Raw genomic sequence first — 25,923 nt, 5'->3', positions numbered from 1 at the left:
AATAATGTCGTCTAAAATAAACCTATTCGAGTTTTATTCCCGGCTATTAAACTGAAAAATAATAAAAATAATTTGCTTCTCTTTTAAAACCGATTTTTTCGTACAGACTTTGTGCGGGAATATTCTCCACATTCGTTTCAAGTAAAACTCCTTTTGAACCTGTTTCCTCAGCAAAGTGAATGGCTTCTTTTAATAATTTCTCACCAACCCCTTTTTTACGCGCAATTTTTTTCACATATAGATCATTTAATACCCATGACTTCTGCATACTTAATGATGAAAATGATGGATATAGCTGAACAAAACCAATCGGATTATTCTCATCATAAGCTATAAAAACGACGGATTCTTCATTCATTAATCTTGCTTTTAAAAACTCCTTTGCCTCGAAAAGATTAGACTTTTGTTCATAGAACATTCTGTATAAATCAAAAAGTTCTGTAAGCGAATCAAGCTCATTTAATGTTGCTTTTTTAATGCACATGGATTGTACCCCCTAATATGGTTATTACAACAATCTTAATTTACAAATGATTCAAAAACAACGAAATAATAAGATAATTAGTAATGATGCACGCTATCATTCATGTTGTTTTCGTTTACATAGGCATTGTTTCCGTTTTCGACGATTTTGTCGAAAAGGCTTCCATACACGATAATACAATCATACCATATAAGAAAGGGGATCATTTAAATGAAGAAATATGTAAAATCAGTAAAAAATGCAATGAAGTTTTTCGGGGAAAAACATACTAAAGTTTGGAATTATGGAATAGAAATGGAAGAAGGGAAGAAAAAGAAGTAAAAACGTAATTAGAAATACTTCTTTAATAAAAAGTAAGGATGGATATAGTGAAATTATCTGGCCCAAATTATCAAACTACCTCATTTGATTAACAGATTCTCAATAATAAAATTGAGACTCTTTTTTTGTGCACAAAAACAATGACAAGAAGCAAAAGCTAAACAAGATGACGATGAGGGAATAATTACAATAAACCCTTTTTAAGGGATAACGTCTAGATATTATATGTACTGGGACCTACTACTCAAGGATTTGTCGCATTTCTATAACGACAAAACTTTGAGAACTAGAGAGTGTAAATGCTATTTTACAATGGTAGAGTAATGTTTGTAAGCGAGACCAATGCGAAGTTTTAGTTGTATTCAATGATAACTTAATCATTATTCAGTAAGATAAAAAAGGATTTACATACACAAAAAGACATTAGTCGTAAACTAATAAATTACTAAAGTTGGGGGAATACAGAATGAAGGCATTAGTGATCGAAAAGCCTTGTGAAGCAGTAATCAAAGAGGTTCCTTAGCCAAAACCAGGTCCGAATGATGTGATAATTAAGGTTGAGAATGTTGGGATTTGTGGAACAGATATTCATATTTTCAAAGAGGAGTTCATTTCTCCCTAGTCTATTTTAAATTTAGGAGCAGGTTTAAGTACATTTGTAGGACCAGCTATTGTAGGCTGATTTATTGGAAGCATTGGAGTGGGGGGAGTTATCTGGATTTTCGCTATTTTATACTTTGTTAGTGCGTTCTTAACTAATTTTCTTAAAGTTAGTAAACAAGAGAATGTCGAAAAGTGTAAAAAAGAACAGGTAGCAGGCTAATTCAGATCGAGATGATTCATGTTAGATTGTAGTTAAACCACATATTACAAAGAAAAGTAGTTGCAAAAAAATCCAAGGGATATTTTAAATCAACTATTAAAAAGGATGGATCGATTAGAAATCCATCCTTTGCTGATTTATTGCGTTTAAAATGTATTCAATATATAGATTACTGCTGATCTTCAAATAATGGTTTTACTTGAAAGTCTTGATTTATGTGGTTTGTCATCAAGTCATACACTTTAGATTCCAAATCTTGAAGGTCGTCTTCTTCAAGCTGATGTTTAGGTTGAGGATGTAACCAATGAATTTCTTCATTGTGGAAAATCCCTTGATAACTATCGCCTTCATGGTTTAGTTCAAACTGATGACGCTCATGAAATTGATCTTCAAATAAAGGTTTCACTTTAAAATCTTGATATACATGGTGTGTCATCAAGTCATGTACTTTGGATTCCAAATCAACGAGGTCCACTTTTTCAAGCTGATGTTTAGGTTGAGGATGTAACCATTGAATTTCTTCGTTATGGAAAATCCCTTGATAATTCGCTCCATCAAAATTTAGGGCAAACTGATGACGTTCAGGAACTTGATCTTCGAATAATGGTTTTACAGTAAAATCTTGATCGACGTGGTTTGTTAACAAGTCATACACTTTGGATTCCAAATCTTGAATGTCACCTTCCACTAACTTAGTATGAGGTTGAGGATGTAACCAATGAATGTCTTCATTATGGAAAATCCCTTGATAAGTATCCCCAGCAAAAGTTAGCGTAAACTGTTGACGTTCATGAAATTGATCTTCAAACAATGTTTTTACATTAAAATCTTGAATCATTATCAAAACCTCCTGAGATAGTTGCTTATACTATTTTTTCCTAATTGGTTTTAAATTAATCAATATTTTATTTTGTTACAATACCTAAGGTGATTAATTGTGGATATTACAAACTTTACTGCCTTGATCAAATTTTAAAATTTGACCGGTTGAAGCATCAATATCCACGTTATATTCTGTATCTTGGTGCGCAATAGAGATTTCGTATTTTTTATTTCCATGAACTTCAATGGTTTGAGTTTTTGTTACAAGACCCCCTTTTGACGTGTCTAAGGCAATCATTTTTGCTTCTAGCTCATTTATCGTTTGTGATGGTGCATGTGTTGGTTTTGTTGTGACTGGTTGGGTATCCATCATTGTATGAGCTCCTAGACCAACTGCGATCAAAGCACCTTTTATTAGTATTTTCAGTACGTTCATTCTTGATAGCCGCCTCGTAATTGTTTATGTTTGTATCATACCCAATTGAGTTTAAAGAAAAAGAAGAAGAACCTTAAAAATTTACTTAGAAAACATCCACCAGCGTCTGCTTAGGCTCTTAAATTGTATAACCTTATGAAGATGGCGGTACGGTGCTGATTTTGCGAACCTTTTCCACACAAAAGTAAAAGAATATCGAGTGTTCAGAATGGAATAATTTTAAGAAGTGCTATTTTGGTGGGAAGATATTCAAATATCAGGAAAGAAAAGATTGAATAAATATAAGGGGGATGACTTTGCATACAAACTTAAGAAATTTTTTAGTAGTTTGTTTTTTTAATTTTTTCAGGTATAGGGTTATCGTTTATAGATTTTTTGGAAGGTAATAAGATAACAACCTCACAATATGTAGATATGGGGCATTTTCTTGTAATCTTCGGCAGTTTTCTCACATTCCTTTTTATTACGTGTCCTTTTTCTTGTTAAGTGTGCTCGTGGAAAAATATTTAAAAAATAATTTTTACGTCAAATGGTTTGCAGTGGTAGGTGGTATTTGTGGATATTATTATTTCCAATACTGCGATGAACGATTCGTTAAGGGATTTGGACTTCATGTTGAGACTGCCATACTTACCATTCCTTTCATTGGAACGCTGTTAGGCTTATTTGATAAATATCTTCAAACCAAAAAATAAAGACCTCATCACCTGTAATTTAATTATAAGACTATTTACTGTAATTGGTTATAGAAAGGTTGATGTATATGGAATGTGCAATTCGTCCAATGCAAAAGGAAGATATAAAAGAGGTTCAACAAGTCGCAAAAATAAGTTGGCATACGACCTATGAAGGCATCATTCCACTTGAAATTCGGGAAAGTTTCTTAAACTCCGCTTATAATGATGAGATGATGCAAAGACGTTTAGAGCATACTATTATTTTTGTTTCAGAAGTTGAAGGAAAAATCGTAGGCTTTGCAAACTTCTCTCCGGTAAATGCGAGTGGAGAAGCGGGGCTTGAGGCGATTTTATTTATACCCCGAGTATCAAGGAGAAGGGATAGGCACTGCTTTATTAAGAGAGGGCATTAAAAACTTAGAAGGCGTCCAAGCCATTTTAATAAACGTTGAAAAAGAGAATAAAATTGGAGCAACCTTTTACAAGTCAAAAGGGTTTAAAATGGTCTCTGAATTTGATGATGACTTTGATGGACATATTTTAAAAACAGTTAGAATGGTCTTACACGTGTAAATCCTGGATAAAAAGCGTAGGCTGTCGAGAAAGGATCCATTCCTTTTGCGACAACCTATTTTTAAGCTGGATAATAGATGGTCATACTTAATCGAGTTAATACTTCCCCTGAATTGTGGTAGCTATGAGGTCTGTCAGCTTTGAATCGGATAGAGTCACCACTTTTTACTGTATATTCAATATTATTGACATTGACAGTTAATTCTCCATCAAAGACCGTTAAAAATTCCTCAGTTCCCTCTCCGTGCGAATCCGCACTTAGGAACCCACCTTTTTCGATCTCGACTGAATAAACTTCGAAGCGTCTATCTTCTTGAAATGGAAAATAGGAATAAATTCGATACTTCCCGTTATCTTCTGATAATGTTTGAACCTCACTTTTTAAAATAACTTTTGTTTCTGGCTGCGGATTATTGATTAAAGAAGTAAAAGAGATTTTTAAACCATTTGCAATTTTCCAGATCGTTGTTATCGTCGGACTTGACTCACCTCTCTCAATTTGACCAATCATTGTTTTACTTACTCCTGTTAACTCTGCGACTTTCTCAAGACTCAATTTTTTCCCTTCTCTTAAAGATTTTAAATTTTTTGCAACAATAAGATTTATTTCCTCCATGAAATACCCCTCTCTATATTTACAATATAACGACCGTGATGTACAATAAAAAGTAAATCTTTATAGTGTCTATTTCAGTCATTATAACATACGTTTTGGAGGGGACAAAATTATGCCGTTATTATCGTTTTTGCTTTATGTTTTTATTACAAGCTTTACTCCAGGTCCTAATAATATTATGGCCATGTTATTTGCTAATAAATCCGGGTTTAAAAAGACACTGAGGTTTTGTTTAGGAGTCGGTGCAGGCTTCTTTGTCATCATGATATTAAGTAGTTATTTTAATCTTTTGCTAAAAAATTTCATTCCGAAAATTGAATTTGCGATGACAATCCTAGCTGCAATTTATATGGTATATCTGGCTATAAAAATTGTCATGAGTAAAAATCAAGATAAGAACGATGAAGACGATAAGCATAACAGTTTTTTCTCAGGTATGGTTTTACAATTCGTCAACCCGAAAGGTATTTTATACGGTATAACGGCCATATCAACTTTTATCCTGCCTTATTACAGTTCAAATCTTAGTCTACTAGCTTTTTCAATATTTCTAGCTTTTGTTGGTTTTCTTAGTACGATGACTTGGAGTACGTTTGGTTCCCTCTTTCAAATATTCCTAACAAAGTATAGAACTCCGTTTAACCTAGTTATGGCTTTGTTATTAGTGTATAGCGCCATATCGATACTTGTAGAATAATATAGTATTCATTTTCAATAAAGTGATGCATGAAAGTTCAAGGGTTGCTGCGGCAGCTCTTTTTTCTGTTTGTGTAAATGGGGCAGAAGGTTATTCACTAAGATACGATAAAAAGCTCGGAATGATACTCTCAATTAAATAGATAGATGAGTTAGCAAAAAGGGAAGTCAATTGTAATTGGACTTCCCCCTTACTTGAATTAATTAGCATTTTGATAAACAGAATATTTGTTGTTCATTTACATAATGATTTAAATATTGATAGGCCAGAAAAATAAAAGGTCCAAATCGAAATGCGATTTGGACCTTTTATTTTTGGTGAACTTTAGCTTAACGGCTGTTTCGACAATGCTTTCGCGTGAAGAGACCGCTTTTGCCAAGCCATCGTAATGAATAATGTAATGACCAAGAGAACAAGCCCTAAAATGAACGGATACGTAATGCGCACATCATACATCAATCCGGCAAGAGTTGGTCCAAGCACATTCCCAATGCTCATATATGCGTTATTCATTCCCATCGCAAAGCCTTGTTCGTTCCCTGCCATCTTAGAAATCAGTGTGTTTAGGACTGGTCTGAGGATGGAGGTAGAAAGGAAGATGATGAGAGAAATTCCAAAGAAAAGCGCATAACTAGAAGCAAAGAGTGAAAGTAGAAATCCGATGGCTGCGATGCCGATAAAAATATTTAATACAGAAACTTCTCCAAAACGACGAACTACCCGATCCACGACAAAGAGCTGAACGATTACGCTAACGATCCCAGTAGCTGTAATCATCGTGGCAATTTCCTGAGGTGTCGCACTAAATTGATTGTCGAGATAAAGACCAATTATGGATTCATAGGCCATTAACCCAAAGCTCAGTACGAGGGTAATAATAAGCGGAATAAAATATGGCTTCTTAACAGACGTGGCAATTTGGCGAAGCATTGATTCTTCTTCTGCCATTTCCGTAGCTTGTGCTACTTCTTTCGTTTCACTTTCCTTTAAAACAAAAATTGAAAACACGACAGCAGCAAGTGACACAAGTGCAGAAATTAAAAACGGAACCTTTAAACCAAAGTCAGCTAAAAATCCACCAATCCCTGGTCCAACGACAATTCCAAGTGACATGGCCGCAGATACTAAACTATTGCCCTTTGCTCGCTGATCGAATGTCGTAATATCAGCTACATAAGCAAATATAGCTGGCACAAGTAATGCAGCACCAATTCCGCCGACAACACGAGAAGCATACAGCAGCCAAATGGAATTAACGGCATAGAAGATAAACATGGACAGCGTCAAGCCAACTAGTCCGTAAATAATCATCTTTCTACGGCCATATTGATCTGTCCATTTTCCTGCAATCGGGGAAAAGATAAGCTGTGCTCCCGCGAAAATGGCAATCATAAGTCCAGCCGCGGTTCCACCTTGATTAATGGATGCTAAGTATGCTGGTAAAATGGGAATAATAATTCCAAAACTTCCTATTGCGATAAACATATTGATCATAAGAACGATCATTTTTTTACGTTGTTCTGCTGACATATAAAGCCTCACTTTCTATAGTTACTCACACCAACCATTTAACCCCACATTAACGGGTAGTGAGCCCTCATTGATTGAAGTCCCACTTTATTGGCATGGTTCATTTTTAGGCACGCTCCCTATCTTATATTTTTTTGTGGATCGTTGTCAATTAGAAAGGATTGTCTAACATGGATGATTCAGGTGGATGATATAATGTACATATTGAGATGGAGGAGATTGAAAGCCTCTATAAGTATTAGTGGTGCTATAATGGATGAATATGATTTAAATACCGTACAATTTGAGATACAAAACTCCTACGGCGTTAAAATGTCACCATTTACTATGAAGGATCCATCCTGTAGCACGCTACACTCACCTAATTACAATGGTGGCGGTGCGAAGCCGGAATTTCGGATGCTTTCTCGATCATATAAGTATACCTGCTAAGTAGGGTGGCTATATGAGTAAGTCACGAAGCCCCGTCCCATGTCCTTCATACAAAAAAGGTGGCTTTTTCTATAAAGGGAAGCCACCTTGTATTTGGGCGTGTTTACTTTTTTAAATGATAAGGGACAGTCGTGATAACCACGTTTCTGCGATAAAGCAAAATTGTACGAATCAGTATACTTGATTGGTTATGAAGAATATTGTGCCAGCCTTTCTTAGGGATAAATTGTGGAATAATGACAGTAACCTGATAATTCGATTCACTCGCTTTATGTTCTACTATATCAATAAATTTGGTCAGTGGCTGAATGATACTTCTGTAATAAGAATGTAGTGTCACAAGTCTAATATCAGGTTGCCATTTTTTCCACTTTTCTTCAAATTTCTTCTCATCTTCTCTTTCAAAAGCAACATAAACGGCAATAATCTGTTCTGGCGAGAGAGATTTAGCGTAGTTTAATGAGTTCTCTACTACTTGAGTGATACCAGCAACAGGTACAATCATTACATTGCCTTCAATCGGTATCGAAAGCTCTGAAGTTGAAACCCTTAGTTGGTCACCTACTGCTTCATAATGCTTTTTAATTTGGTAAAAGACAAAAATGATAATAGGTAAAAAAATTAAGACTGGCCAAACCTGTGTGAATTTAGTTAAAAAGAACATAAGCATAACGATAAAGCTAATCAGGGCACCAATTGTATTAATCGTTAGCTTAGGGATCCATCCTTTAGGCTTTTCGCGTATCCATTTAATAATCATGCCTGTTTGGGACAAAGTAAATGGGATAAATACTCCGACAGCATAAAGTGGGATAAGATGTTCTGTTCGTCCTTTAAAAGCGATAATTAAGATGACAGAAGCAATTCCAAGTATCATAATTCCATTAGAGTATCCTAAACGGTCTCCTCGAATTGTAAACATTCTTGGGATAAATTTGTCTTTGGCAAGGTTAACCGCTAATAAAGGGAAAGCAGAATATCCCGTGTTAGCTGCAAGGATTAATATCAAAGCAGTTGTACCTTGAATAAAGTAATACATAAAATTTCGCCCAAATGTATCTTCAGCAATTTGAGACACAACAGTTACTTTCTCGCTAGGAGCAATTCCATAATAATAGGCTAAAAATATGATTCCACTAAATAAAACAGCAAGAAAGGCCCCCATCGCAATGAGTGTTTTCGCAGCATTATTAGGGGCTGGATTTTTAAAGTTTGGAATAGCGTTGGAAATAGCTTCAACCCCTGTTAAAGCAGAGCTACCTGATGCGAATGCTTTCAAGAGGATAAATAAACTGATTCCTGCTACTGGTGTACCAATTGGTGTGTGTAGTCCAGGAGAAACTTGCTCCGAAACAATGTGGTAAATCCCTACACCAATTAATATAAATAACGCTAAAACAAATAAATAGACTGGATAAGCTAAGATAGAAGCAGATTCGGTTACCCCTCTTAAGTTTAAAATGGTGATAAGTACCACAAATACAATAGCAATGACTACATTATAAGAATGTAACAAGGGAAAAGCAGATGTAAGAGCATCCGTACCAGCAGACACACTTACTGCCACAGTTAAAATGTAGTCCACTAACAATGAGCCGCCCGCTACTAACCCTGGAATTACACCAAGATTTTCCTTTGATACGACATAAGCTCCTCCACCGTGGGGATAAGAAAAGATGATTTGTCGATAAGACAAAATCAAAGCCGTTAATAGAATTAATACCCCTATGGCGATAGGGATCGAATACCAAAACGCTGCAGCACCGACTGTAATTAGGACAATCAATATCTGTTCTGGACCGTATGCAACCGATGATAATGCGTCGGAAGAAAGGATGGCTAATGCTTTCGTTTTGCTAAGTTTCTGTTCCCCTAATTCAGTTGATTTTAGCGGCCGTCCAATTAAAAACCTCTTTATAGAAGAAATCATTGATATTCACCACCAAATAGTTAATATATATTTCTCTGTAATTGAAATAATTATCTCGGCGAATGACAACGTTTACATAAATAGAAAATGTCTAAAAGTCACAGTTGAATAGATCTGTAGACATCAATTTATTTGTCTCACAAGCTTCACCTTCTTTTTCATATACACTTACTTAGGTTAGCTGTCGGATTCGGCCCTTTTTAATAGCCCTACCTTCTAAAGGATTCACCCCTTGGATTGTATATCAACCCACGAAAATGGTTCCCCCATACCATATGGTTTCAGCAATTTAGAAATATGAAACTGTTGATGATCATACTCCTGTGAAAAGCAAAAGTAAATAAAAAAATGTAAACAAAAAATGACAATTTAAGGATTGAGATGTGTTCATAATGAATGATTTTACTCCCTGTGTGAACAATACATATATCGAGATAGTGTAGGAGGAATTCCATGTTTAAAGAAAATAATCCCTTATTATCAGATGAGTTTTTAAAGGAAGTGGTGAGAGTGATTAACCGACAATTTGGAGGCCCCATACCGGAGCAAAATGAGGATTTGATAACGAACGATTTGAATAATAAGGTGGTGGAAGATTAGGAGGTGCCAAAAGCACCTGAATACCGCGGTACTTGATTGACAAATATACCCCGAAGCACGCATAAACAGCTACAATTTCCTTTGTGATCTCTTAGGTGTTTCATTCTTTAAAAAAGCGGCTTTACAAAGTTTATTTAAGTGTATCTAATTTGGATGTGCGTGACCATTTATCATTATTAATTCATCTTGGAATGGCAGGAAAGATATAATAGGATACTTTTTGATTAATAATTAAGGGAACCAAATCTTCTTTAATTCATATTTTCTTACACGACGGAAATTGACTTTTTACTACATTATGATATATTAATATAAAATTACTTTAACACATAAAAGCGTTAAAATAAAAGAAAGTGATCTGATTTTGATGTAATTGAATATGAAACAGATATTCAATTATATCAATGGGAAATATAACAAAAGAACGAAAGGTATGAACATCGTGGAAGAAAATCATCATGATTTAAGAAGAGGCTTATTGCCGAGACACGTCCAGTTTATTGCATTAGCAGGAATGATAGGTACTGGTATATTTAAGGGGAGTTCAGATACTTTAAATTTGGCAGGTCCAAGTGTAGTCATTGCTTATTTAATAGGTGGACTCTTATTATTTATCGTAATGGCAGCTTTAGGAGAGATGGCTACTGTTTATCCAAATTTAAATGTGCAACATCTTATAAATAAAGCATTTGGATTTCGAATATCCTTTATTGTAGGCTGGCTCTATTGGATTAACTGGGTAATTGTGACGGTTGTCGAATTGATAGCCTCTGGGAGCTTTTTGCAATATTGGTTTCCGAATATCCCATTATGGCTTTTAAGTTTAATTTGTACAATTCTAATAGTAGGAATAAACTTGTTTCAAGTAAAATACTACGGAGAGCTCGAGTTTTGGTTTGCAGGTGTTAAAATAATCGCTTTAATTGCTTTTATTATTTTAGGCTCTCTTATTCTATTAGGGGTTTTCCCCAGTACAAATCCAGGTTCATTTTCTAATTATACGGCACATGGCGGATTTTTCCCCCATGGAATGGGCGGAACTTTAAGCGCATTTTTAGTTGTCATGTTTTCATATGGAGGCGCTGAATTAATTGGTATAGCTGTCACAGAAACAAAAGATACGAAGAAGGTTTTGCCGAAAATAATTAAAGGAACCGTATGGCGAGTACTCCTTTTTTACATCTTACCTATTCTTATTATTTGTGGCATAATCCCTTGGAATAAAGTATCAACAGAAGAAAGTCCTTTCGTACAAGTCTTCAGCCTAACAGGACTTCCTGGAGCTGCTCATGTTATGAATTTTGTTCTTTTAACAGCTGTACTATCTGCTGCCAATTCAGGGATATATGCGACTTCTAGAACATTGTTTTCTATGTCTCAAACTGGGGAGGCCCCTAAGGCATTCGTAAAAACAACTAAAAATGGAGTTCCGCTTAATGGAATCATATTAACTACCTTATGCATATTAGTTGGTGTGTTTTTATCCTACATGACTCCTGATCAGGTAATAAGCTATCTAATGTCGATTCCTGGATTTACCGTTTTATTATTATGGGTGAGTATTTGTTGTGCACAATTGAAGCTTCGTACTCAATACGCTGACACGCCAGTTTTCCGTGTGAAATGGTACCCGTATACAACGATTTTTGCAATTTTGGCTTTAACTTTAATCTTTTTTGCCTTTATTTTTAATAAACAAAATATGATTGGTACGACCGTATGTCTTATAATTGTAGGATTACTTGCGATCCTTTCATTTATAAAGAAACTAAAAAAGTAAAGCAGTTCAGGGATTATAAATGAATCCCTTGACTGCTTTATTTTTATCATTTCCCGAAAGAAGACTCCTTCCTCAACGAATGTGAAGGGCATAGCCCAATGAGTAGGTGGGAGATGAATTTTGATAGACGTTAGCCTAAACTATTGAACGATACGAACATTTGTGCTATTGTATGTTTGTACAAATTGCTTTAATAAAATGCGAGTCCTTATTGTTACGCAACTAAAAAGCATGCATACAAACTTTCAGATGTTTTTGGCAATAGGATGATCCAAGCGTAATGTATTCTTCTGTTCATTTCCTTACCTTAAACTTTTTTGGATTTTCAGCTTACTCGACAATCCTTTGAAATGGTATGGTAGTCCTTTTACGGGAACCGTTTCATTGAGTAGGAACTGATTGCTATTAAAGTTTTTCTTGCTCTACATGTATCTGGCACAATCATTAAGTAGTTATATGATTTAAATGCCAAAGTATAGTGGAATGCTAAAAAAGAATAAAATATCAATATGGACTGAACTAGTCGAAATGGAGGAAGAAAATGATTAATAAACTCGGACAAATCATGCTGTATGTAAATAATCAAGATGAATCAGTGAAATTTTGGACAGAAAAAGTAGGATTTAGCGTTATTTCTGAAGAAGATAACGGGCAAGGGCTAAGATGGATTGAAATTGCTCCAACAAAAGAGGCTGAAACGAGTTTCGTTCTTCACAATAAGGAATTCATTGCTAAAATGCAACCTGAACTAAACCTTGGTACACCTTCGTTAATGTTTTACTCAGAAAATCTTGAACAATTATATAAAGACTTTTCGGATAAAAATATTACAGTTGGAGAAATTGTAAATATGCCTTCGGGTAGGGTATTCAACTTTGCTGATAATGAAAATAATTACTTTGCCATCATGGAAAAAAAGTGAATCATATAATGTAAGAAGAAACAAACATCCTAGTAGGAACCCTTATTGAAGTAACGGACGCATTGCGGAACAAGATCACAGAAAATCTGAATGGCGTTAAAATGCCACCAGTTATTATGAAGGATCTATCATTAAGCAAGCTACATTCGCCTAATCACAATGGTGGCGGTGCGGAGCTGGAATTTTGGATGCTTTCTAAGGTGAAAATAGTATACCTGCTAAGTAGCGGGCTTATGAGTAAGTCGCGAAGCCTAAGTCCCCATGTCCTTCATACAAATGATCCATTTGAATATTTTAAGAGCGTGTTTTGATCTCTATTCAAAACACGCTCTTTCTTTTTTGATTATCAAGGTTATAAGGATTCATTTGATCAATGCTTATTCTAAAGAAACGGTGGATTATTCATCATCTTTCACAGGAATTGTTTTGTATATTGCGATGGTGTGAGTGATGTCATCTTTTTGAAAACTCTACTAAAATAATTGAGATCATTGAATCCGACCATAAAAGCAATTTCTGTAATCGATACATTTCCTCTTTGCAGATGTAATTTTGCTTCTTCCACTCTTTTTTGATTGATATAATCGATGATACTCACCTTGGTCTCAGCCTTAAATTTGCGAGAAAGATGAGAAGGATTCACATAAAGAGTAGAAGCAATCTCATGAAGTGTTAGTGAGTTCTCTAAATGTAAATGAATATAATCAATAGCCTTTTTGACAATGGAACTATAATGACGTGTTGAGAATATTTGGACAAGATCACAATATTCATGGAACATCACGATACCCAATTTTTTTAAGTGAGGGAGATTTGGAGCTCTTTCAATCAAAATGGCAAACTTTTCTGAAATCGTGTGAATATAAATGGGATGAACACCCCCTCTTTCAGCAGCTGTTCGACACACTGTATTCATAACCAATGTGATATTTTTGGCAGATCGTATTGGACTTTCAGGGATTCGATCAGAAATATGCAAGAGACTATTACTTTCATTGGCAATGCGTATGATTTCCTCTTTATCTCCTTTGGCAATCGCAGCCACTAATTTTTTCTCAAATTGATATCTTGTTTCGATCATCGTTTTACTTTCAGCAATATTGGTTTTTAGGTGCTCCTTGTTTTGTGCTGGAGTGATGATATCAGAGGTTAGGAGTTGTGAGTCAATATGTGTATGGATACACATATTAACAAGTAAATCGCCGATACTATTAGAATCCATACTACTTATAACGGATAATGCTGGATAGAATTCGTCGAGCTGTTTTCGTTCACTAACTGGTAGCTTGTTTTTCGATAAGATATCACTGATAAACCCAATGTTAGGAATACTCGAAATAAAAGGACCTATTATAACGGAACCGTGAAATATGCGATTTCTCCAAATACCAGCTGCAATATACTCAAGACCAAAGGAATTTTCATAATAATAGTAGCTATTTGCTTCATTCTTTCTTAGTGTCTCATTAATTGAAAGATACTCATTGTCGAAGTTTTGTAAGACAGCGGGAATGTGGTGGTGAATGAGCTGAAATGTAGCTTTTCCATCCTGATTGATTAACCGAACATCCATTTTAGTTACCGCATTCAAAATCGTGCATTTTTTCTTGAAATCAGTCATATGGAGTGCTGATTCCTTCAACATCTAATCACCTTTTCGTATCATGATGTCTACTATTATACATCTAAACGCTAAAAATAAGATCATATATGTGCTAATTTAGTCAAAATAATACGATAACAAACAATCGCCTTATTTTATAATGAATGTATGTATTCGGAGTAAGTCGTTTTATTTTTAGTGGAACCGTTACCGAAATCGTGTAGTAAAAACGAGGAGGAAGAAAAATGAGAAATATCATGAATATAAATCAGGAATGGAAATTTATAAAGCAAGATGAAGGACAAGCAATGGACCGAGTTTATCAAGATGAGAACTGGGAAGTTGTTCATGTACCCCACACATGGAACGCCATTGACGGAGCAAATGGTTTTGATTTCTATAAAGGAGCTTGTTGGTATCGAAAAGAATTCGTAATGGATCCTTTGAATCAAGGAAACAAAGTATTTATTGAGTTTAACGGTTCTAACAGTGTTACGGATGTCTATGTGAATGGTCAACATATGGGACAACATAGAGGGGGCTATTCTACTTTTAGATTTGATATTAGTGATGTGATTGAATTTGGAGCTGCAAACACATTAGCTGTTAAAGTAGATAATACGGTTGTGGACGATGTCTATCCGCAAATGGCTGATTTTACTTTTTACGGTGGGATTTATCGTGATGTTAATCTTGTGATTGCTAATCCTGTTCACTTTGATTTGATGGACTATGGTTCACAAGGAATCTATGTCATTCAAGAGGAAGTAAGTGAAGAGAAAGCGTCCTTAACGATTAAATCTAAGGTGGTCAATGACCTTGATGAGGATACGAAAGTAAGACTTTGGGCAGATATTCTCGATGCAGAAGGTAGTCATGTAGCCTATGCAGCAAAAGAAATCGTACTAGCTGCAGGTGAAACAAAAGAAGTTGAAATGCCAGTTGTAATCGACCAGCCAACCTTATGGAATGGTAGAAAAAATGCCTATATGTATGAAGCGAACGTGTCTTTACAGAGCTTTAATGATACTGTAGATGAGCTATCGATTCCTTTCGGAGTAAGATACTTTGAAGTAGACGCTGAGAAAGGATTCTTCTTAAACGGTGAACATCTTGCTTTAAATGGCGTTTCCAGACATCAAGATCGCAAAGATATGGGTTGGGCTATTACGGAAAAAGAACATAAAGAAGATATGGAATTCATTAAAGAAGTGGGAGCTACTTCTATTAGATTGGCTCACTATCAACATGACCAATATTTCTATGATCTATGTAATCAAGAAGGAATGGTTATTTGGGCTGAAATTCCGTTTATTTCTGTGATGTCAAAAACAGAATTAGAAGGAATCAATGCTAAACAACAAATGATTGAATTAATCAGACAAAACTTTAACCATCCATCGATTATGTTCTGGGGGATTCAAAATGAAATCCAAATTAGTGGCGAAAGACCAGAACTCAGAAAATTGGTGAAAGAATTAAATGAGTTAACGAAAGAAGAAGATCCAACAAGATTAACGACAATGGCGAATGTGATGTTCGTGCCGGATAAAGATGAATATAACTATATGACAGATATCGTTGGCTATAATAAATATTATGGTTGGTATCAAGGGAAAGCAGAAGATTTTGCAGGCTGGCTTGATGGATTCCATAAGGCGAATCCTACTGTGAAATTAGGGATTTCAGAATATGGGGCAGAGGGTATTTTACAATATCATAGCCATGATCCAAAAGTAAAAGACTATACGGAAGAATACCATGCGCTCTATCATGAAAAAGTTTGGAAAATTTTCTCGGAACGCCCTTACCTCTGGTCAACATACGTATGGAATATGTTTGATTTCGGTGCCAATATAAGAGATGAAGGCGGAGTTAAAGGAAGAAATAACAAAGGTTTGATGACATACGATCGGAAGATTAAAAAAGACGCGTTTTATATGTATAAAGCATATTGGTCAGATGAAAAATTCGTACATATTACCAGCAAACGTTATATCGATCGTGCTGATCGCACAATTTCTGTTAAAGTATATTCGAATTGTGAAGAGCTAACGCTTTATGTAAATGGCAAAGAATTCGAAACGAAGTCAGGTCATAAAATCTTTATTTTTGAACAAATTGAATTACAAGATGGTATGAATGAGATTAAAGTGATTGCTAATCAAGATGGTGCTACATTACAAGATGTCGCTAAGTTTAATAAAGTGGCTGAACCTAACCCAAGTTATAACGCTCCTGAAGCGGAAACAGGTGGACTAGTAGCAAACTGGTTCCAAATGCCTGATCTAGGTGATGATGAAGGGGAAGTTGAAGAAATTCACATCACTGATGATGTTTATTCAACTGCTGACACATTTAAAGATCTTATGGAAAATGAAGAAGCGAAAGCTGTGCTTGAAAAATATTTAGGTAATTTCTCAGAACATCCAATGTTTGGTATGGCACAGGGAATGCAGTTGGATTTCATCGCGTCCATGGACGAAGACATGTTCAATGAAAAATTGATGTATCGACTTAATAAAGAACTAACACAAATTACAAAGTTATAATTGCAGCTTAATTACGCGAAACATCAACTGTAAGTGACAGTTCGCTCCTAGCAACTTGTCAGTCAGGCTTTTAGAAACCGAAAGTGAATAAGTGAAAAGGAGTTGCTCACATGGGCAACTCTTTTTCATTTATCCGAGATTTAGAGCGATCGGCTTTCGACGCTCAAAAGTAAATATCGATGTAAAACCACATTGTATCGCCATTTCAACAGCATCTTTGATATTCGAACCAACGGCGTCCGCGAAATGAGAATCAGAACCGATTGTTAGAATTTCGCCACCTAATTCTTTATACAGTTGTACGATTTCAATAGAAGGAAGGGCTTGCTGTAAGTTTCCTCTAAGTCCTGAGGTATTGATTTCGATGCCAATGTTTCGCTCGATTGCCTTCTTTAAAATCGCTTCTAATACCTCTTTGTGATTTTCAAAATGATACATTCCAATCGTTTTGACGGCGTAACGTTTGAGTAAGTCTAAATGTGCAATCACATCGATATCTGCTGAACAAACCATTTTGTACACTTCGTCAAAATAGCTTTGATATGCTGAGTAGGCATCCTTGTTCTCCAAGAATTTACGTAATTTAAGGTTGTTCACATTATGTACAGATCCTAAAATGAAATCTAAATTCAATGGTGACAGTGCCATTTCATATTCGTCTCTAAGCAGGTGTGGCTCACATAATTCAATTCCGGCTTTGATAACCAAGTGGTTGCCGTACATTTTTTGACATTCCTTGATCTCGTTAAAATAACGAGTGAAATTCATATGACCATAAGTGGGAGCGAGGAGATTAACAGAAAAATGCTCCGTAAAACAAATCTCTTTGATTCCTTTATCTATGGCGGTTTTACACACCTCTTTCATGGAAGCGGTAGAGTCAAACGAATGATTTGTATGGTGATGATAATCGATTAAATGCATTGTAGGTCATCCTCTCGGTTCATGATTTTACTAAAGGTATGAATGATACATGATTCTAGCAAAAGAAACAGTATGTGGCAATGAAGGATGTGACTTTATTTGGGGAGATTATGAATAATGAATCATTAGGAAATAAGTGCAAGGGGTAAAGGATGCGGGACACCTGTAATCTCCATTCAATCCTAATAAAAGTAATACCCTATATTTGTTCGTGACAAACACATTAGCTTTTAGTTCAACGAAATGAACAAGCGAGAGTTCTGATTAAAATAACGAGCGTGTTATAATATTGAAAAAAGTGAAGTGTGGATGCAGATGGTCTGATGAGTAAAAGATTCGTGATTGTACCTTATGAAGGAATAAATGGGAAAATATCGTTGTATACACTTGAAAGTTAAAGCATGGTGTTGAGTTAGTGTAAACATGAGAGCGAAATGGTTATGAAGTTATTAGTAGTCGAGGAACTACTGCTTACATGGCACAGTCGAATTCGTTCATATATAAGTCAAGTTAAAGCGGGATAAAAAGTTGTTCAAACAATAGCTGAACAATTCGAAGGTCATAAACAATGGTAGATGTTTGTACAGAAATAAAAATTCGATGTTCACTTGAAAAAGTTTCAGAGCATGCATCAAATCCCGACAACGTATCTAAATGGTATGTAAATATTCATTCAGTAGAATCGCAAACTCAAAAAACGTTGACAATAGGGCCTCGTATCGCATTTAAAATTCCTAGGACAACAACTTGCATATGTTTACGAAATTGTAGAATTTATAGCAGGTCAAAAACTTGTCATGCGAACTGCAGACGGACCATATACTTGGAATGCAATTGACGACAATATGACACGAATGACTTTACGAAATAAGGAGATCCCGACAGGGTTTTCAAAAGTATTTGCTCCGTTTATGTCTCAGATGATGAAAAGAGCAAACATGAAAGACTTGAAAAAAATTAAGGGAATCCTTGATAAAATATAAATTATTTCAAATCTAACGACATTTTTTAGCTGATACGTAGTGGATATAAACATCTGATAGAGAAACATTAGTTACCTCTACTGTATTAGTTCGTCAACAATAAGGCGCAAACCTATTATAGGAATTGTGTTTTTTATTGTAGAAGAATCGGACTAACCCATGAATTAGGGTAGATACTCTTTAAATCTCTTCTTAGATTTTTTTATCAAATTTGGAACGAAGGATTGTGCAACAAGATATGGTTTACAAACTGTACTAAGGTTCATATAGAAAATTAATGGGGGAACCACAATGAATTATGAAGAAGCACAGCGAAAGCAAATAAATAAAGAAGTGGAGTTTATTGAAAATCATATTCATGAAAATCTTTCACTAGAGCAGTTAGCTAAAGTATCTACGTATTCTCCCTTTCATTTTCAACGATTAATTAAAGGGAATCATTGGCGAAACACCAGCTGGCTATGTGAAACGTCTTCGCCTTGAGAACGTTGCACATATGTTGATATATGAACAGGAAATCCCCATTACTCAAATTGCATACATATGCGGTTTTTCATCTTTGGCATGCTTCACTTATCATTTAAAGCATATTTTAATATGAGTCCTAAAAAGTGGCGAGATGGTGCTTATTTGGAACGGTTTCCTCGAGAGTATGATAGCAAGAAATCTAAACTTTTAAGCACAAATACGAAAGTAGAAAATGATCAAAATCTTTATACTGAATTTAAATGGTTAGACTTATCAAAAGTGAAAATTGTACATTTTCCAGAGTGTACAACTGTTAACAGACATAATATCGGCTCTTACTTGAATGGAATACCAGATGCATGGGAAGATATTTATCGATGGTCAAATGTGAGAGGGTTAATCGACCAAAACACAATGTTCTTCGGCGTCCCAAGATTACACCGCCAGAAAAAAGTCGTTACGATTGTCGCGTAGCCATTCCTCTTGGTGAAGATTTAAGCCATGATGACGAAGAGGTATATCCATTTAGTGGTGGAAAATATGTGGTGTATGAGTTTGGCGAACCTGTAAGTTATCGTGAACGAAATAAACTGATCGAATGTTACTCAGAGTTATATAGCTTTGGGCTGTCGAAGAGTGGCTATAAGTATTTAAGTAATACGATAGAAATTGTTTTAATAGAAGAAGTAAGGGACAGATTAACTCTTACTTGCAAAATCAGTGCAATAGCTTTAGCCATTGAACCAAAATAGACCGGAGGAATTTTATGTTATTTAATTTGAGTGAACTTCATTATCTGGCAATTATCGCTGGTGGATTCTTGTACATGATATATGGAACTATCTATTATTCGATCTTACTAGGGAAGAAAAAAGAGGGGCAAAGTGAAGGTCCCTCGAAATATATTGTTTCAGTTATCGTTGCATTTGTTAGTTCGTTGTTTGTCGCCATACTAGTCCAAACCTCTGGCGCTGAAGGATTGCTAGAAGGTGCAGCTGTTGGAATGATAATAGGGATATTAATTACGATTGTTTATTTGAAAAATTCATTATTTGGTCTTGTAACGAAAAAAGCTTTTTATATTGTTATAGGCGATCACCTTACCATTTTTACATTGTTAGGAGCATTGCACGGTCTTCTATTATAAATATCAAAAACGAATTGATGTAGTTTTAAAGCCTAGTTAGCTAAAGCAGTGTAAGGATGGCTTTAAAATAAAATTTGATCACAATCCTGTAATGATAATGCAGGATTTTTTCTTATTCCGCAATCTGAGCCATATTGAAGAACAGCACCATTAACGAAAATTGGTGAAGTTTAGAAGCTATTGTAAATATCTATACGTAAACTACGTGGAAAGATTGTTCCAACAATGAAAATGTCTTTCAACGCAAATGTTTAACAAAAACATATTGGACTTTCAGAAGGACGAGGAGATCACCTATCAAAGGGTTGGAAATTCATCCTATATGGTGTAAAGCGCTGTCCAGTAACCTCCCTAATTAATAAGTTATAAGACAGGCAGAATGCTTACAAGTGAAAGCGTTCTGCCTGTCTTAGCTTTTAAAACTTATAATAACGACGAAGTAAATAAGAAATCCATTTACAATGAGGATGATTTCGAATATTTTCTAGTAAACCTTTTACAATAGCAGGAACAAATGTTGGTTCCGTTAGTTGTTGCTTTAGTAGGATTAACGATTCTTTTTCAATGGACTCTTCAATTCCTGCAATATTTTGTTCGATGATATCAAACATATGTTCCTTCGAGACTTCTTTATGAATGGGTTGCTTGATCATTTCAATAAGTTCTTGTGAAATAAATGGAACGGTAGCATGTCTTGCTAGTAAATTTGTTTTTTCCACAAGTGATTGAGACAGTAAGGTAAAATCTAACGGTACATTATAGAATAAGAATAGCTCTAAATACGTACTCATAAAACCTTTAATGCTATAAATTAAATCATATTTTGTAAGTTTGACCTCTTCACCATATAAACGTTCAATCATTGATAAGATAATCTCTTCGTTTAACCTGTTATAGTAATGCATTCTTACAAGGAGTTCTTTATTAAATGATTGTATTTGCTCTTTGATGAGAATTTTGGCGAAATCAGAATGCTTATAAAAAGAATGAAACATGGTGTAATAAAATTCGTATAGAAGTTTTTTATCATCATTTGTATGTTTGACCGTATAGTCAATATCGGAAATGATTTGCATCATGAAATGATCAATTAGTGCTAAGATTAATTCATCCTTTGATTTGAAAGATAAGTAAAAAGAACCTTTGGAAATACCGCAATGTTCTGTTATTTGTTGAATAGAAGTGGCTTCGAAACCTTGCTTCGCAAAAAGTTCTAACGCCTTTTCCATAATTAATTGCTTTTTAATCATTTTTTATTTCGCTCCTATAGCCCTTTGTTGACAAGTGACCCACTAGTCATTATTATATGTAAATGAGAATGATAAGTCAATTTAAGGTGGGTGTAATAGTGAAAGGTTTAGTCAACTTTGTCTTGAAGAATAAATTAGCAGTATGGCTGCTTACTATTATCATTACGGTATCTGGTATTTATTCAGGTACACGAATGAATATGGAGACGATTCCTAATATTTCGATTCCATACTTAATGGTCATGGACGTATACCCGGGAGCAACTCCTAAAAAAGTAATGGAAGATGTGTCCATACCGATTGAAAAAGCGGTAGAAGGATTGGAACACGTAAAATCCGTTTATTCCAATTCCTATTCTAACATGGCAAGTCTTCAGGTGGAATATGAATACGGTGTGGATATGGACGAGGCGAAACGTGCCTTGAAATCTGCACTAGAGGCAGTGAAATTACCAGAAGGAGCACAAGAGCCGACAACTACAGCGATTAGTATGAACATGATGCCAGTTGTTGCTCTAAGTGTAAGTAGTTCAAAAGAGGATATTGTTGGATTAACGTCAACAGTAGAGGAAAGCTTACTGCCAAAAATCGAGAAAATCGATGGTGTTGCATCTGCAACGATTACAGGTCAGCATATTGAAGAAGTAGACCTTACTTACAACAAAGCAAAAATGGCTGAATTCGGCTTAACAGAAGATCAAGTAAAGCAAATGATTCAAGCGAGTAACGTAGCTGTTTCATTAGGGCTTTACGAGTTTAAAGCAGGTGAACAAGCAGTAGCGATCGACGGTAAGTTTATGACAGCTGATGAATTAAAGAATATGCTTATTCCGGTCACACCATCTGCTGCACATCCGTCGCCATTTGTGAAACTTAAAGACATCGCTACAATTGACGTAGTTGGTAAAGTACAATCTGTTTCACGTACAAATGGTAAAGAGGCTATTGCGATTCAAATTGTCAAAGGGCAACAAGCTAACACGGTAGATGTAGTAAACAGTGTGAAGAAGTTAGTGAAAGAAGAAAAGGCAAAAATCGATGGTCTTACAATCGATGTCACCCTTGACCAAGGGAAGCCAATTGAACAATCCGTTGCAACGATGATTGAAAAAGCGTTATTTGGTGGTTTAATTGCGGTATTAATTATTCTTCTATTCCTACGTGATTTTAAATCAACGATTATTTCAATCGTATCGATCCCAGTTTCAATTTTCATGGCTTTACTGATCCTAAACTGGATGGATATTACGCTAAATATTATGACACTTGGTGCAATTACGGTTGCCATCGGTCGTGTCATTGATGACTCCATCGTAGTCGTTGAAAATATTTATCGTCGTTTACATTTAAAAGAAGAGAAATTAACAGGTCGCGCACTTGTGCGTGAGGCGACAATTGAAATGTTTAAACCAATCATGTCATCAACTTTAGTAACGGTTGCGGTATTCGCACCACTTATCTTCGTTGGTGGTATGGTCGGAGAGCTATTCATGCCGTTCGCATTAACAATGGCGTTTGCACTATTTGCTTCATTAATTGTTGCGATTACAATTGTTCCAGCCTTATCTCACTTCTTATTTAAGAAGAAGTTATATGGTGAAAAAACAGAAAGTAGCCATCAAGAGGCTGGTAAATTAGCGAAATGGTACAAAGGGGTCCTTAATCGGGCACTGAATCATAAAGTGATTACTTCTGTAATTGCGATTGTTTTATTAGCTGGTAGCTTGGCATTAACGCCACTTATCGGATTTAGCTTCATGGGTAGTGAAGAAGATAAAGTGATGTACTTAACGTACACACCAAAAGCGGGCGAGCTTAAGGGAGATACATTAGCAAATATTCAAGTAGTTGAAGAAAAGTTACTTAAGCGTGATGATATTGATATCGTTCAAGTATCTGTAACGGAGAATGGCGATCAGATGTCAGCGATGATGGGTGGCGGAGCAGGCGGCGGATTAATGTACCTAATCTTTGACCCAAAAATAGATAATTTCCCAGAAGTGCGCACGGAAATTGAAAAGTATGTGAAAAACATTGGTCAAACAGGTGAGTGGAAGAGCCAGAACTTCGCGGCTGCATCGGCATCTACCAATGAAGTGAGCTACTCATTCTACAGTGAAAATTTAGATAAACTAAATAAAACTGTAAAAATGGTAGAAGGCGTTATGAAGAAAGCTGACGGCTTAAAAGATATTTCTTCAAGTGCAGAAGATGCTTACGTTGAATATACTTTCAAAGTAGCGCAAGATGAATTGCTGAAATATGGTTTAACAACAGGGCAACTCGTCATGATGTTAAGCCCAGCAAAAACACAAGATGTATTAACAACGGTTGAAAAAAATGGTGACACATTAGATGTTATCGTTCAGCAAGAACAAGCTGCACAACCAAAATCAATCGATGATATTCTAGCAACACCAGTACCAACAGCACAAGGCAATACAATGCCACTTTCTGAGCTTGTAACAGTTAAAAAAGGAACGACTTTAAATACTCTTGCACGTAGTAAGGGGGAATACTACGCAACGGTTTCAGGAACGATCATTGGTGATGATATTTCCAAAGTAACCTCTAAAGTAGATAAAGAGATTGATCAATTAGATTTACCTAAAGGTGTTACAGTAGACGTTGCAGGTGTAACAGCAGACATGACTGAAACATTTACACAACTTGGTGTAGCCATGGCTGCAGCAATTGCGATTGTGTACTTCATCCTTGTTGTCACATTCCGTGAAGGTGTCGCGCCATTTGCGATTCTATTCTCGTTACCATTTGCGGTGATCGGTTCATTTGTTGGGTTATTAATCGGTCGTGAAACCATCTCTGTCTCTGTTATGATGGGTCTATTAATGTTAATCGGTATCGTAGTCACGAACGCCATCGTCCTTGTGGACCGGATCATTCATATGGAACGTGATGGTATGAATATGCGTGAAGCGATTCTTGAAGCTGGAGCAACGCGTCTACGTCCAATTCTCATGACAGCAATTGCAACGATCGGTGCATTAATCCCATTAGCAATTGGCTCAGGCGGCGGCGGATTAATCTCCAAAGGCCTTGGTATTACCGTAATCGGTGGTCTAACAAGTTCGACATTATTAACCTTAATTGTTGTACCAATCGTTTATGAAATCTTATCGAAGCTATTCAAGAAAAATCGTAAAGAAGTAGAAGAGAACTAATGGTTTTAGCCCTACAAGAACATGGTCTTGTAGGGCTTTTAAAAAAAAATAATTTATCTATGAAATACAAAGATAAATTGAGGGAGGTTACTAAAGCCTTGTATATTTTTAATACGAACAGGTAGATCAAACATGCTACGTCAGTTTGGAATGACCTAGTATGCGTTCAAAATAACGATCTGTTTAATTGTGTGTCAGCTCATGCTATAATGAGACACTTAGGATAATTACGACCTTTGCTCATAATTGAACGGATGCTAAGAAAATCCTCCGCTAAAGCGTAAATATGGAGGTGTAAGAGAATGAATAAACGATGGACGATCAGTAAGATTAAAGAATTTGTTGCGAACAATTCGGAAAGTAAGTTACTATCGACGGAATATCACGGTTTTTCGCAAAAGTTACTATTTAAATGTGCGTGTGGTAGCAATTTTGAAAAAACATTTACGAAGTTTAAAAATAATAACCAACGTAAATGTGAAGTGTGCCAACCGACAAAAGTGTCACGCTAAACGTATAGCGAATAAACGAAGTGCCGATTTCTATTAAATAGAAGTTGGCGCTATTTTTATTGAAAAGAGACCGAGGCTTATCCTAAATACAGGACAGCCTCGGTCTCATCTGATTAATTCACTTCATATTCACTCACATTGCGCTCGACAACTCTTGCTCCTTTTGCGCTAATGAATGATCCGGACGCTGTCGTGAACACATTGCTTGATATGACTGCATCCATAGCGGTTTTCACAATTTCTACGTCAACCGGTTCAATTGGATCGGCAACGGAAAGTGTTGCTGATTTACCGCCTTCGGTTAGAAACAATAATTCCAGTGTTTTTGCCATTTTCTTCACCCCTTTCATTTTTTTAAAAGTTAATTGGATAGAACAGTTGTCCCAATTTGAGAGACTTTTGAGAGAGGATGCAGTTGTAATCCTGCGATCGCTTCAGTTGCCGCTAAAATATCATCTGACGCAGCATCTGTTTTTACATTGGAAAATGATTTACGCTTCACAATCGGTATGCCTTTTTCGTTCATGCCTGTTTCAAACTCTAAGCGGATCGTTACAGCTTCAAGAATTTCAATTGCCACGTTGCTCACCTCCTTTCACTTTCTTTATAAGTGCTAAAACGAAAAAAGTAGCATGGGTAAAAAAAGTTTTTAAAAGGGA

The 25,923-nt window shown here is 35.7% G+C and carries 25 protein-coding genes, 1 pseudogene and 1 riboswitch; of the genes and pseudogenes, 15 read left to right on the top strand and 11 right to left on the bottom strand.

Annotated features, from left to right (window positions below; translation table 11 throughout):
* Window positions 1-46 precede the first annotated feature (46 nt).
* Entirely contained in the window at window positions 47-484 is a 438-nt protein-coding gene (locus tag AC625_RS19310) for a GNAT family N-acetyltransferase (protein ID WP_049682771.1), read from the bottom strand.
* Between the two features lie 865 nt (window positions 485-1,349).
* Between AC625_RS19310 and AC625_RS27935 the strand changes: the two genes are divergently transcribed.
* Entirely contained in the window at window positions 1,350-1,427 is a 78-nt protein-coding gene (locus AC625_RS27935; RefSeq protein ID WP_082191288.1) for an alcohol dehydrogenase catalytic domain-containing protein, read from the top strand.
* Window positions 1,428-1,797: 370 nt separating this feature from the next.
* Here AC625_RS27935 and AC625_RS19305 read toward each other — a convergent pair whose 3' ends face one another.
* Complete coding sequence (locus AC625_RS19305; RefSeq protein WP_049682770.1) at window positions 1,798-2,466, bottom strand: DUF5342 family protein; 669 nt, start codon at window positions 2,464-2,466, stop codon at window positions 1,798-1,800.
* A gap of 93 nt (window positions 2,467-2,559) precedes the next feature.
* A complete protein-coding gene (locus AC625_RS19300) occupies window positions 2,560-2,886 on the bottom strand; it encodes a PepSY domain-containing protein (protein WP_049682769.1) in 327 nt (108 codons plus the stop codon).
* Between the two features lie 763 nt (window positions 2,887-3,649).
* Here AC625_RS19300 and AC625_RS19290 point away from each other — a divergent pair.
* Window positions 3,650-4,136: pseudogene (locus tag AC625_RS19290) on the top strand (N-acetyltransferase family protein).
* A 61-nt stretch (window positions 4,137-4,197) separates the two neighbouring features.
* On the opposite strand, the gene AC625_RS19285 reads toward AC625_RS19290, so the two are convergent.
* A complete protein-coding gene (locus AC625_RS19285; RefSeq protein ID WP_049682767.1) occupies window positions 4,198-4,752 on the bottom strand; it encodes a helix-turn-helix domain-containing protein in 555 nt (184 codons plus the stop codon).
* 112 nt (window positions 4,753-4,864) lie between these two features.
* On the opposite strand from AC625_RS19285, the gene AC625_RS19280 reads away from it, so the two are divergent.
* Window positions 4,865-5,449: a LysE family transporter gene (locus tag AC625_RS19280; RefSeq protein ID WP_049682766.1), complete on the top strand. Its 585-nt coding sequence runs from the start codon at window positions 4,865-4,867 to the stop codon at window positions 5,447-5,449.
* 324 nt (window positions 5,450-5,773) lie between these two features.
* Here AC625_RS19280 and AC625_RS19275 read toward each other — a convergent pair whose 3' ends face one another.
* Window positions 5,774-6,979 carry an MFS transporter gene (locus AC625_RS19275; RefSeq protein ID WP_049682765.1) on the bottom strand — a complete coding sequence of 402 codons (1,206 nt, stop codon included), beginning with the start codon at window positions 6,977-6,979 and terminating at the stop codon, window positions 5,774-5,776.
* Between the two features lie 535 nt (window positions 6,980-7,514).
* Window positions 7,515-9,341 carry an APC family permease gene (locus AC625_RS19265; RefSeq protein WP_049682763.1) on the bottom strand — a complete coding sequence of 609 codons (1,827 nt, stop codon included), beginning with the start codon at window positions 9,339-9,341 and terminating at the stop codon, window positions 7,515-7,517.
* A gap of 150 nt (window positions 9,342-9,491) precedes the next feature.
* A riboswitch (cyclic di-AMP (ydaO/yuaA leader) is annotated at window positions 9,492-9,638 on the bottom strand.
* Window positions 9,639-9,794: 156 nt separating this feature from the next.
* On the opposite strand from AC625_RS19265, the gene AC625_RS26960 reads away from it, so the two are divergent.
* The 3 genes from AC625_RS26960 to AC625_RS19255 all read left to right on the top strand — a co-directional run bounded on the left by AC625_RS26960 (window position 9,795) and on the right by AC625_RS19255 (window position 12,643).
* Window positions 9,795-9,941: a hypothetical protein gene (locus tag AC625_RS26960; RefSeq protein WP_156187587.1), complete on the top strand. Its 147-nt coding sequence runs from the start codon at window positions 9,795-9,797 to the stop codon at window positions 9,939-9,941.
* 442 nt (window positions 9,942-10,383) lie between these two features.
* Entirely contained in the window at window positions 10,384-11,721 is a 1,338-nt protein-coding gene (locus AC625_RS19260) for an amino acid permease (RefSeq protein WP_049683829.1), read from the top strand.
* Window positions 11,722-12,262: 541 nt separating this feature from the next.
* Entirely contained in the window at window positions 12,263-12,643 is a 381-nt protein-coding gene (locus AC625_RS19255) for a VOC family protein (RefSeq protein WP_049682762.1), read from the top strand.
* 412 nt (window positions 12,644-13,055) lie between these two features.
* On the opposite strand, the gene AC625_RS19250 is transcribed toward AC625_RS19255, so the two are convergent.
* A complete protein-coding gene (locus AC625_RS19250) occupies window positions 13,056-14,285 on the bottom strand; it encodes a helix-turn-helix domain-containing protein (RefSeq protein ID WP_049683828.1) in 1,230 nt (409 codons plus the stop codon).
* Window positions 14,286-14,491: 206 nt separating this feature from the next.
* Here AC625_RS19250 and AC625_RS19245 point away from each other — a divergent pair, with 206 nt between their 5' ends.
* A complete protein-coding gene (locus AC625_RS19245; RefSeq protein WP_049682761.1) occupies window positions 14,492-16,798 on the top strand; it encodes a glycoside hydrolase family 2 protein in 2,307 nt (768 codons plus the stop codon).
* Window positions 16,799-16,927: 129 nt separating this feature from the next.
* Here the strand turns inward: AC625_RS19245 and AC625_RS19240 are convergent, their stop codons facing one another.
* Window positions 16,928-17,722 carry a histidinol-phosphatase HisJ family protein gene (locus tag AC625_RS19240; RefSeq protein WP_049682760.1) on the bottom strand — a complete coding sequence of 265 codons (795 nt, stop codon included), beginning with the start codon at window positions 17,720-17,722 and terminating at the stop codon, window positions 16,928-16,930.
* 797 nt (window positions 17,723-18,519) lie between these two features.
* On the opposite strand from AC625_RS19240, the gene AC625_RS27925 reads away from it, so the two are divergent.
* From AC625_RS27925 to AC625_RS19225, 6 genes are all read left to right on the top strand, one after another.
* Entirely contained in the window at window positions 18,520-18,705 is a 186-nt protein-coding gene (locus AC625_RS27925) for an SRPBCC family protein (protein WP_245645047.1), read from the top strand.
* A gap of 291 nt (window positions 18,706-18,996) precedes the next feature.
* Window positions 18,997-19,188 (top strand): hypothetical protein, encoded by a 192-nt coding sequence (locus AC625_RS27920; RefSeq protein WP_245645046.1) that lies wholly within the window; start codon window positions 18,997-18,999, stop codon window positions 19,186-19,188.
* A 13-nt stretch (window positions 19,189-19,201) separates the two neighbouring features.
* Window positions 19,202-19,306, top strand: coding sequence for a helix-turn-helix domain-containing protein (locus AC625_RS27915; protein WP_245645045.1), 105 nt, complete (start codon window positions 19,202-19,204; stop codon window positions 19,304-19,306).
* The gene (locus AC625_RS27910) at window positions 19,303-19,647 is read left to right on the top strand and encodes a hypothetical protein (RefSeq protein WP_245645044.1); all 345 of its coding nucleotides are present in this window, start codon (window positions 19,303-19,305) and stop codon (window positions 19,645-19,647) included. Before AC625_RS27915 ends, AC625_RS27910 begins: the two co-directional genes overlap by 4 nt.
* Window positions 19,648-19,715: 68 nt before the next feature.
* Window positions 19,716-19,925, top strand: a complete 210-nt coding sequence (locus AC625_RS27905; protein ID WP_245645043.1) for a hypothetical protein — start codon at window positions 19,716-19,718, stop codon at window positions 19,923-19,925.
* 14 nt (window positions 19,926-19,939) lie between these two features.
* Window positions 19,940-20,320 (top strand): DUF1761 domain-containing protein, encoded by a 381-nt coding sequence (locus AC625_RS19225; RefSeq protein ID WP_049682759.1) that lies wholly within the window; start codon window positions 19,940-19,942, stop codon window positions 20,318-20,320.
* A gap of 416 nt (window positions 20,321-20,736) precedes the next feature.
* Here the strand turns inward: AC625_RS19225 and AC625_RS19220 are convergent, their stop codons facing one another.
* A complete protein-coding gene (locus tag AC625_RS19220) occupies window positions 20,737-21,570 on the bottom strand; it encodes a TetR/AcrR family transcriptional regulator (RefSeq protein ID WP_049682758.1) in 834 nt (277 codons plus the stop codon).
* Window positions 21,571-21,668: 98 nt separating this feature from the next.
* Here AC625_RS19220 and AC625_RS19215 point away from each other — a divergent pair, with 98 nt between their 5' ends.
* Window positions 21,669-24,752: an efflux RND transporter permease subunit gene (locus AC625_RS19215; protein WP_049682757.1), complete on the top strand. Its 3,084-nt coding sequence runs from the start codon at window positions 21,669-21,671 to the stop codon at window positions 24,750-24,752.
* Between the two features lie 302 nt (window positions 24,753-25,054).
* Entirely contained in the window at window positions 25,055-25,264 is a 210-nt protein-coding gene (locus tag AC625_RS19210; protein WP_049682756.1) for a hypothetical protein, read from the top strand.
* A gap of 113 nt (window positions 25,265-25,377) precedes the next feature.
* Here the strand turns inward: AC625_RS19210 and AC625_RS19205 are convergent, their stop codons facing one another.
* Window positions 25,378-25,596: a DUF2922 domain-containing protein gene (locus tag AC625_RS19205; protein ID WP_049682755.1), complete on the bottom strand. Its 219-nt coding sequence runs from the start codon at window positions 25,594-25,596 to the stop codon at window positions 25,378-25,380.
* Window positions 25,597-25,625: 29 nt separating this feature from the next.
* A complete protein-coding gene (locus AC625_RS19200) occupies window positions 25,626-25,844 on the bottom strand; it encodes a DUF1659 domain-containing protein (RefSeq protein ID WP_049682754.1) in 219 nt (72 codons plus the stop codon).
* Between the last annotated feature and the right edge of the window lie 79 nt (window positions 25,845-25,923).

The sequence above is a fragment of the Peribacillus loiseleuriae genome, assembly GCF_001183985.1.
Lineage (GTDB): Bacteria > Bacillota > Bacilli > Bacillales > DSM-1321 > Peribacillus > Peribacillus loiseleuriae.
This window is presented reverse-complemented; position numbering and strand designations above follow the sequence as displayed.

Coding starts and splice junctions, on each gene's coding strand:
- AC625_RS19240 (WP_049682760.1), bottom strand. CDS start 17,722: ATGCATTTAATCGATTATCATCACCATACAAATCATTCGTTTGACTCT.
- AC625_RS19205 (WP_049682755.1), bottom strand. CDS start 25,596: ATGGCAAAAACACTGGAATTATTGTTTCTAACCGAAGGCGGTAAATCA.
- AC625_RS19245 (WP_049682761.1), top strand. CDS start 14,492: ATGAGAAATATCATGAATATAAATCAGGAATGGAAATTTATAAAGCAA.
- AC625_RS19275 (WP_049682765.1), bottom strand. CDS start 6,979: ATGTCAGCAGAACAACGTAAAAAAATGATCGTTCTTATGATCAATATG.
- AC625_RS19285 (WP_049682767.1), bottom strand. CDS start 4,752: ATGGAGGAAATAAATCTTATTGTTGCAAAAAATTTAAAATCTTTAAGA.
- AC625_RS19220 (WP_049682758.1), bottom strand. CDS start 21,570: ATGATTAAAAAGCAATTAATTATGGAAAAGGCGTTAGAACTTTTTGCG.
- AC625_RS19305 (WP_049682770.1), bottom strand. CDS start 2,466: ATGATTCAAGATTTTAATGTAAAAACATTGTTTGAAGATCAATTTCAT.
- AC625_RS27925 (WP_245645047.1), top strand. CDS start 18,520: ATGCGAACTGCAGACGGACCATATACTTGGAATGCAATTGACGACAAT.
- AC625_RS27915 (WP_245645045.1), top strand. CDS start 19,202: ATGTTGATATATGAACAGGAAATCCCCATTACTCAAATTGCATACATA.
- AC625_RS19210 (WP_049682756.1), top strand. CDS start 25,055: ATGAATAAACGATGGACGATCAGTAAGATTAAAGAATTTGTTGCGAAC.
- AC625_RS27920 (WP_245645046.1), top strand. CDS start 18,997: ATGAATTATGAAGAAGCACAGCGAAAGCAAATAAATAAAGAAGTGGAG.
- AC625_RS27910 (WP_245645044.1), top strand. CDS start 19,303: ATGAGTCCTAAAAAGTGGCGAGATGGTGCTTATTTGGAACGGTTTCCT.
- AC625_RS19265 (WP_049682763.1), bottom strand. CDS start 9,341: ATGATTTCTTCTATAAAGAGGTTTTTAATTGGACGGCCGCTAAAATCA.
- AC625_RS19225 (WP_049682759.1), top strand. CDS start 19,940: ATGTTATTTAATTTGAGTGAACTTCATTATCTGGCAATTATCGCTGGT.
- AC625_RS26960 (WP_156187587.1), top strand. CDS start 9,795: ATGTTTAAAGAAAATAATCCCTTATTATCAGATGAGTTTTTAAAGGAA.
- AC625_RS19300 (WP_049682769.1), bottom strand. CDS start 2,886: ATGAACGTACTGAAAATACTAATAAAAGGTGCTTTGATCGCAGTTGGT.
- AC625_RS19310 (WP_049682771.1), bottom strand. CDS start 484: ATGTGCATTAAAAAAGCAACATTAAATGAGCTTGATTCGCTTACAGAA.
- AC625_RS19255 (WP_049682762.1), top strand. CDS start 12,263: ATGATTAATAAACTCGGACAAATCATGCTGTATGTAAATAATCAAGAT.
- AC625_RS19280 (WP_049682766.1), top strand. CDS start 4,865: ATGCCGTTATTATCGTTTTTGCTTTATGTTTTTATTACAAGCTTTACT.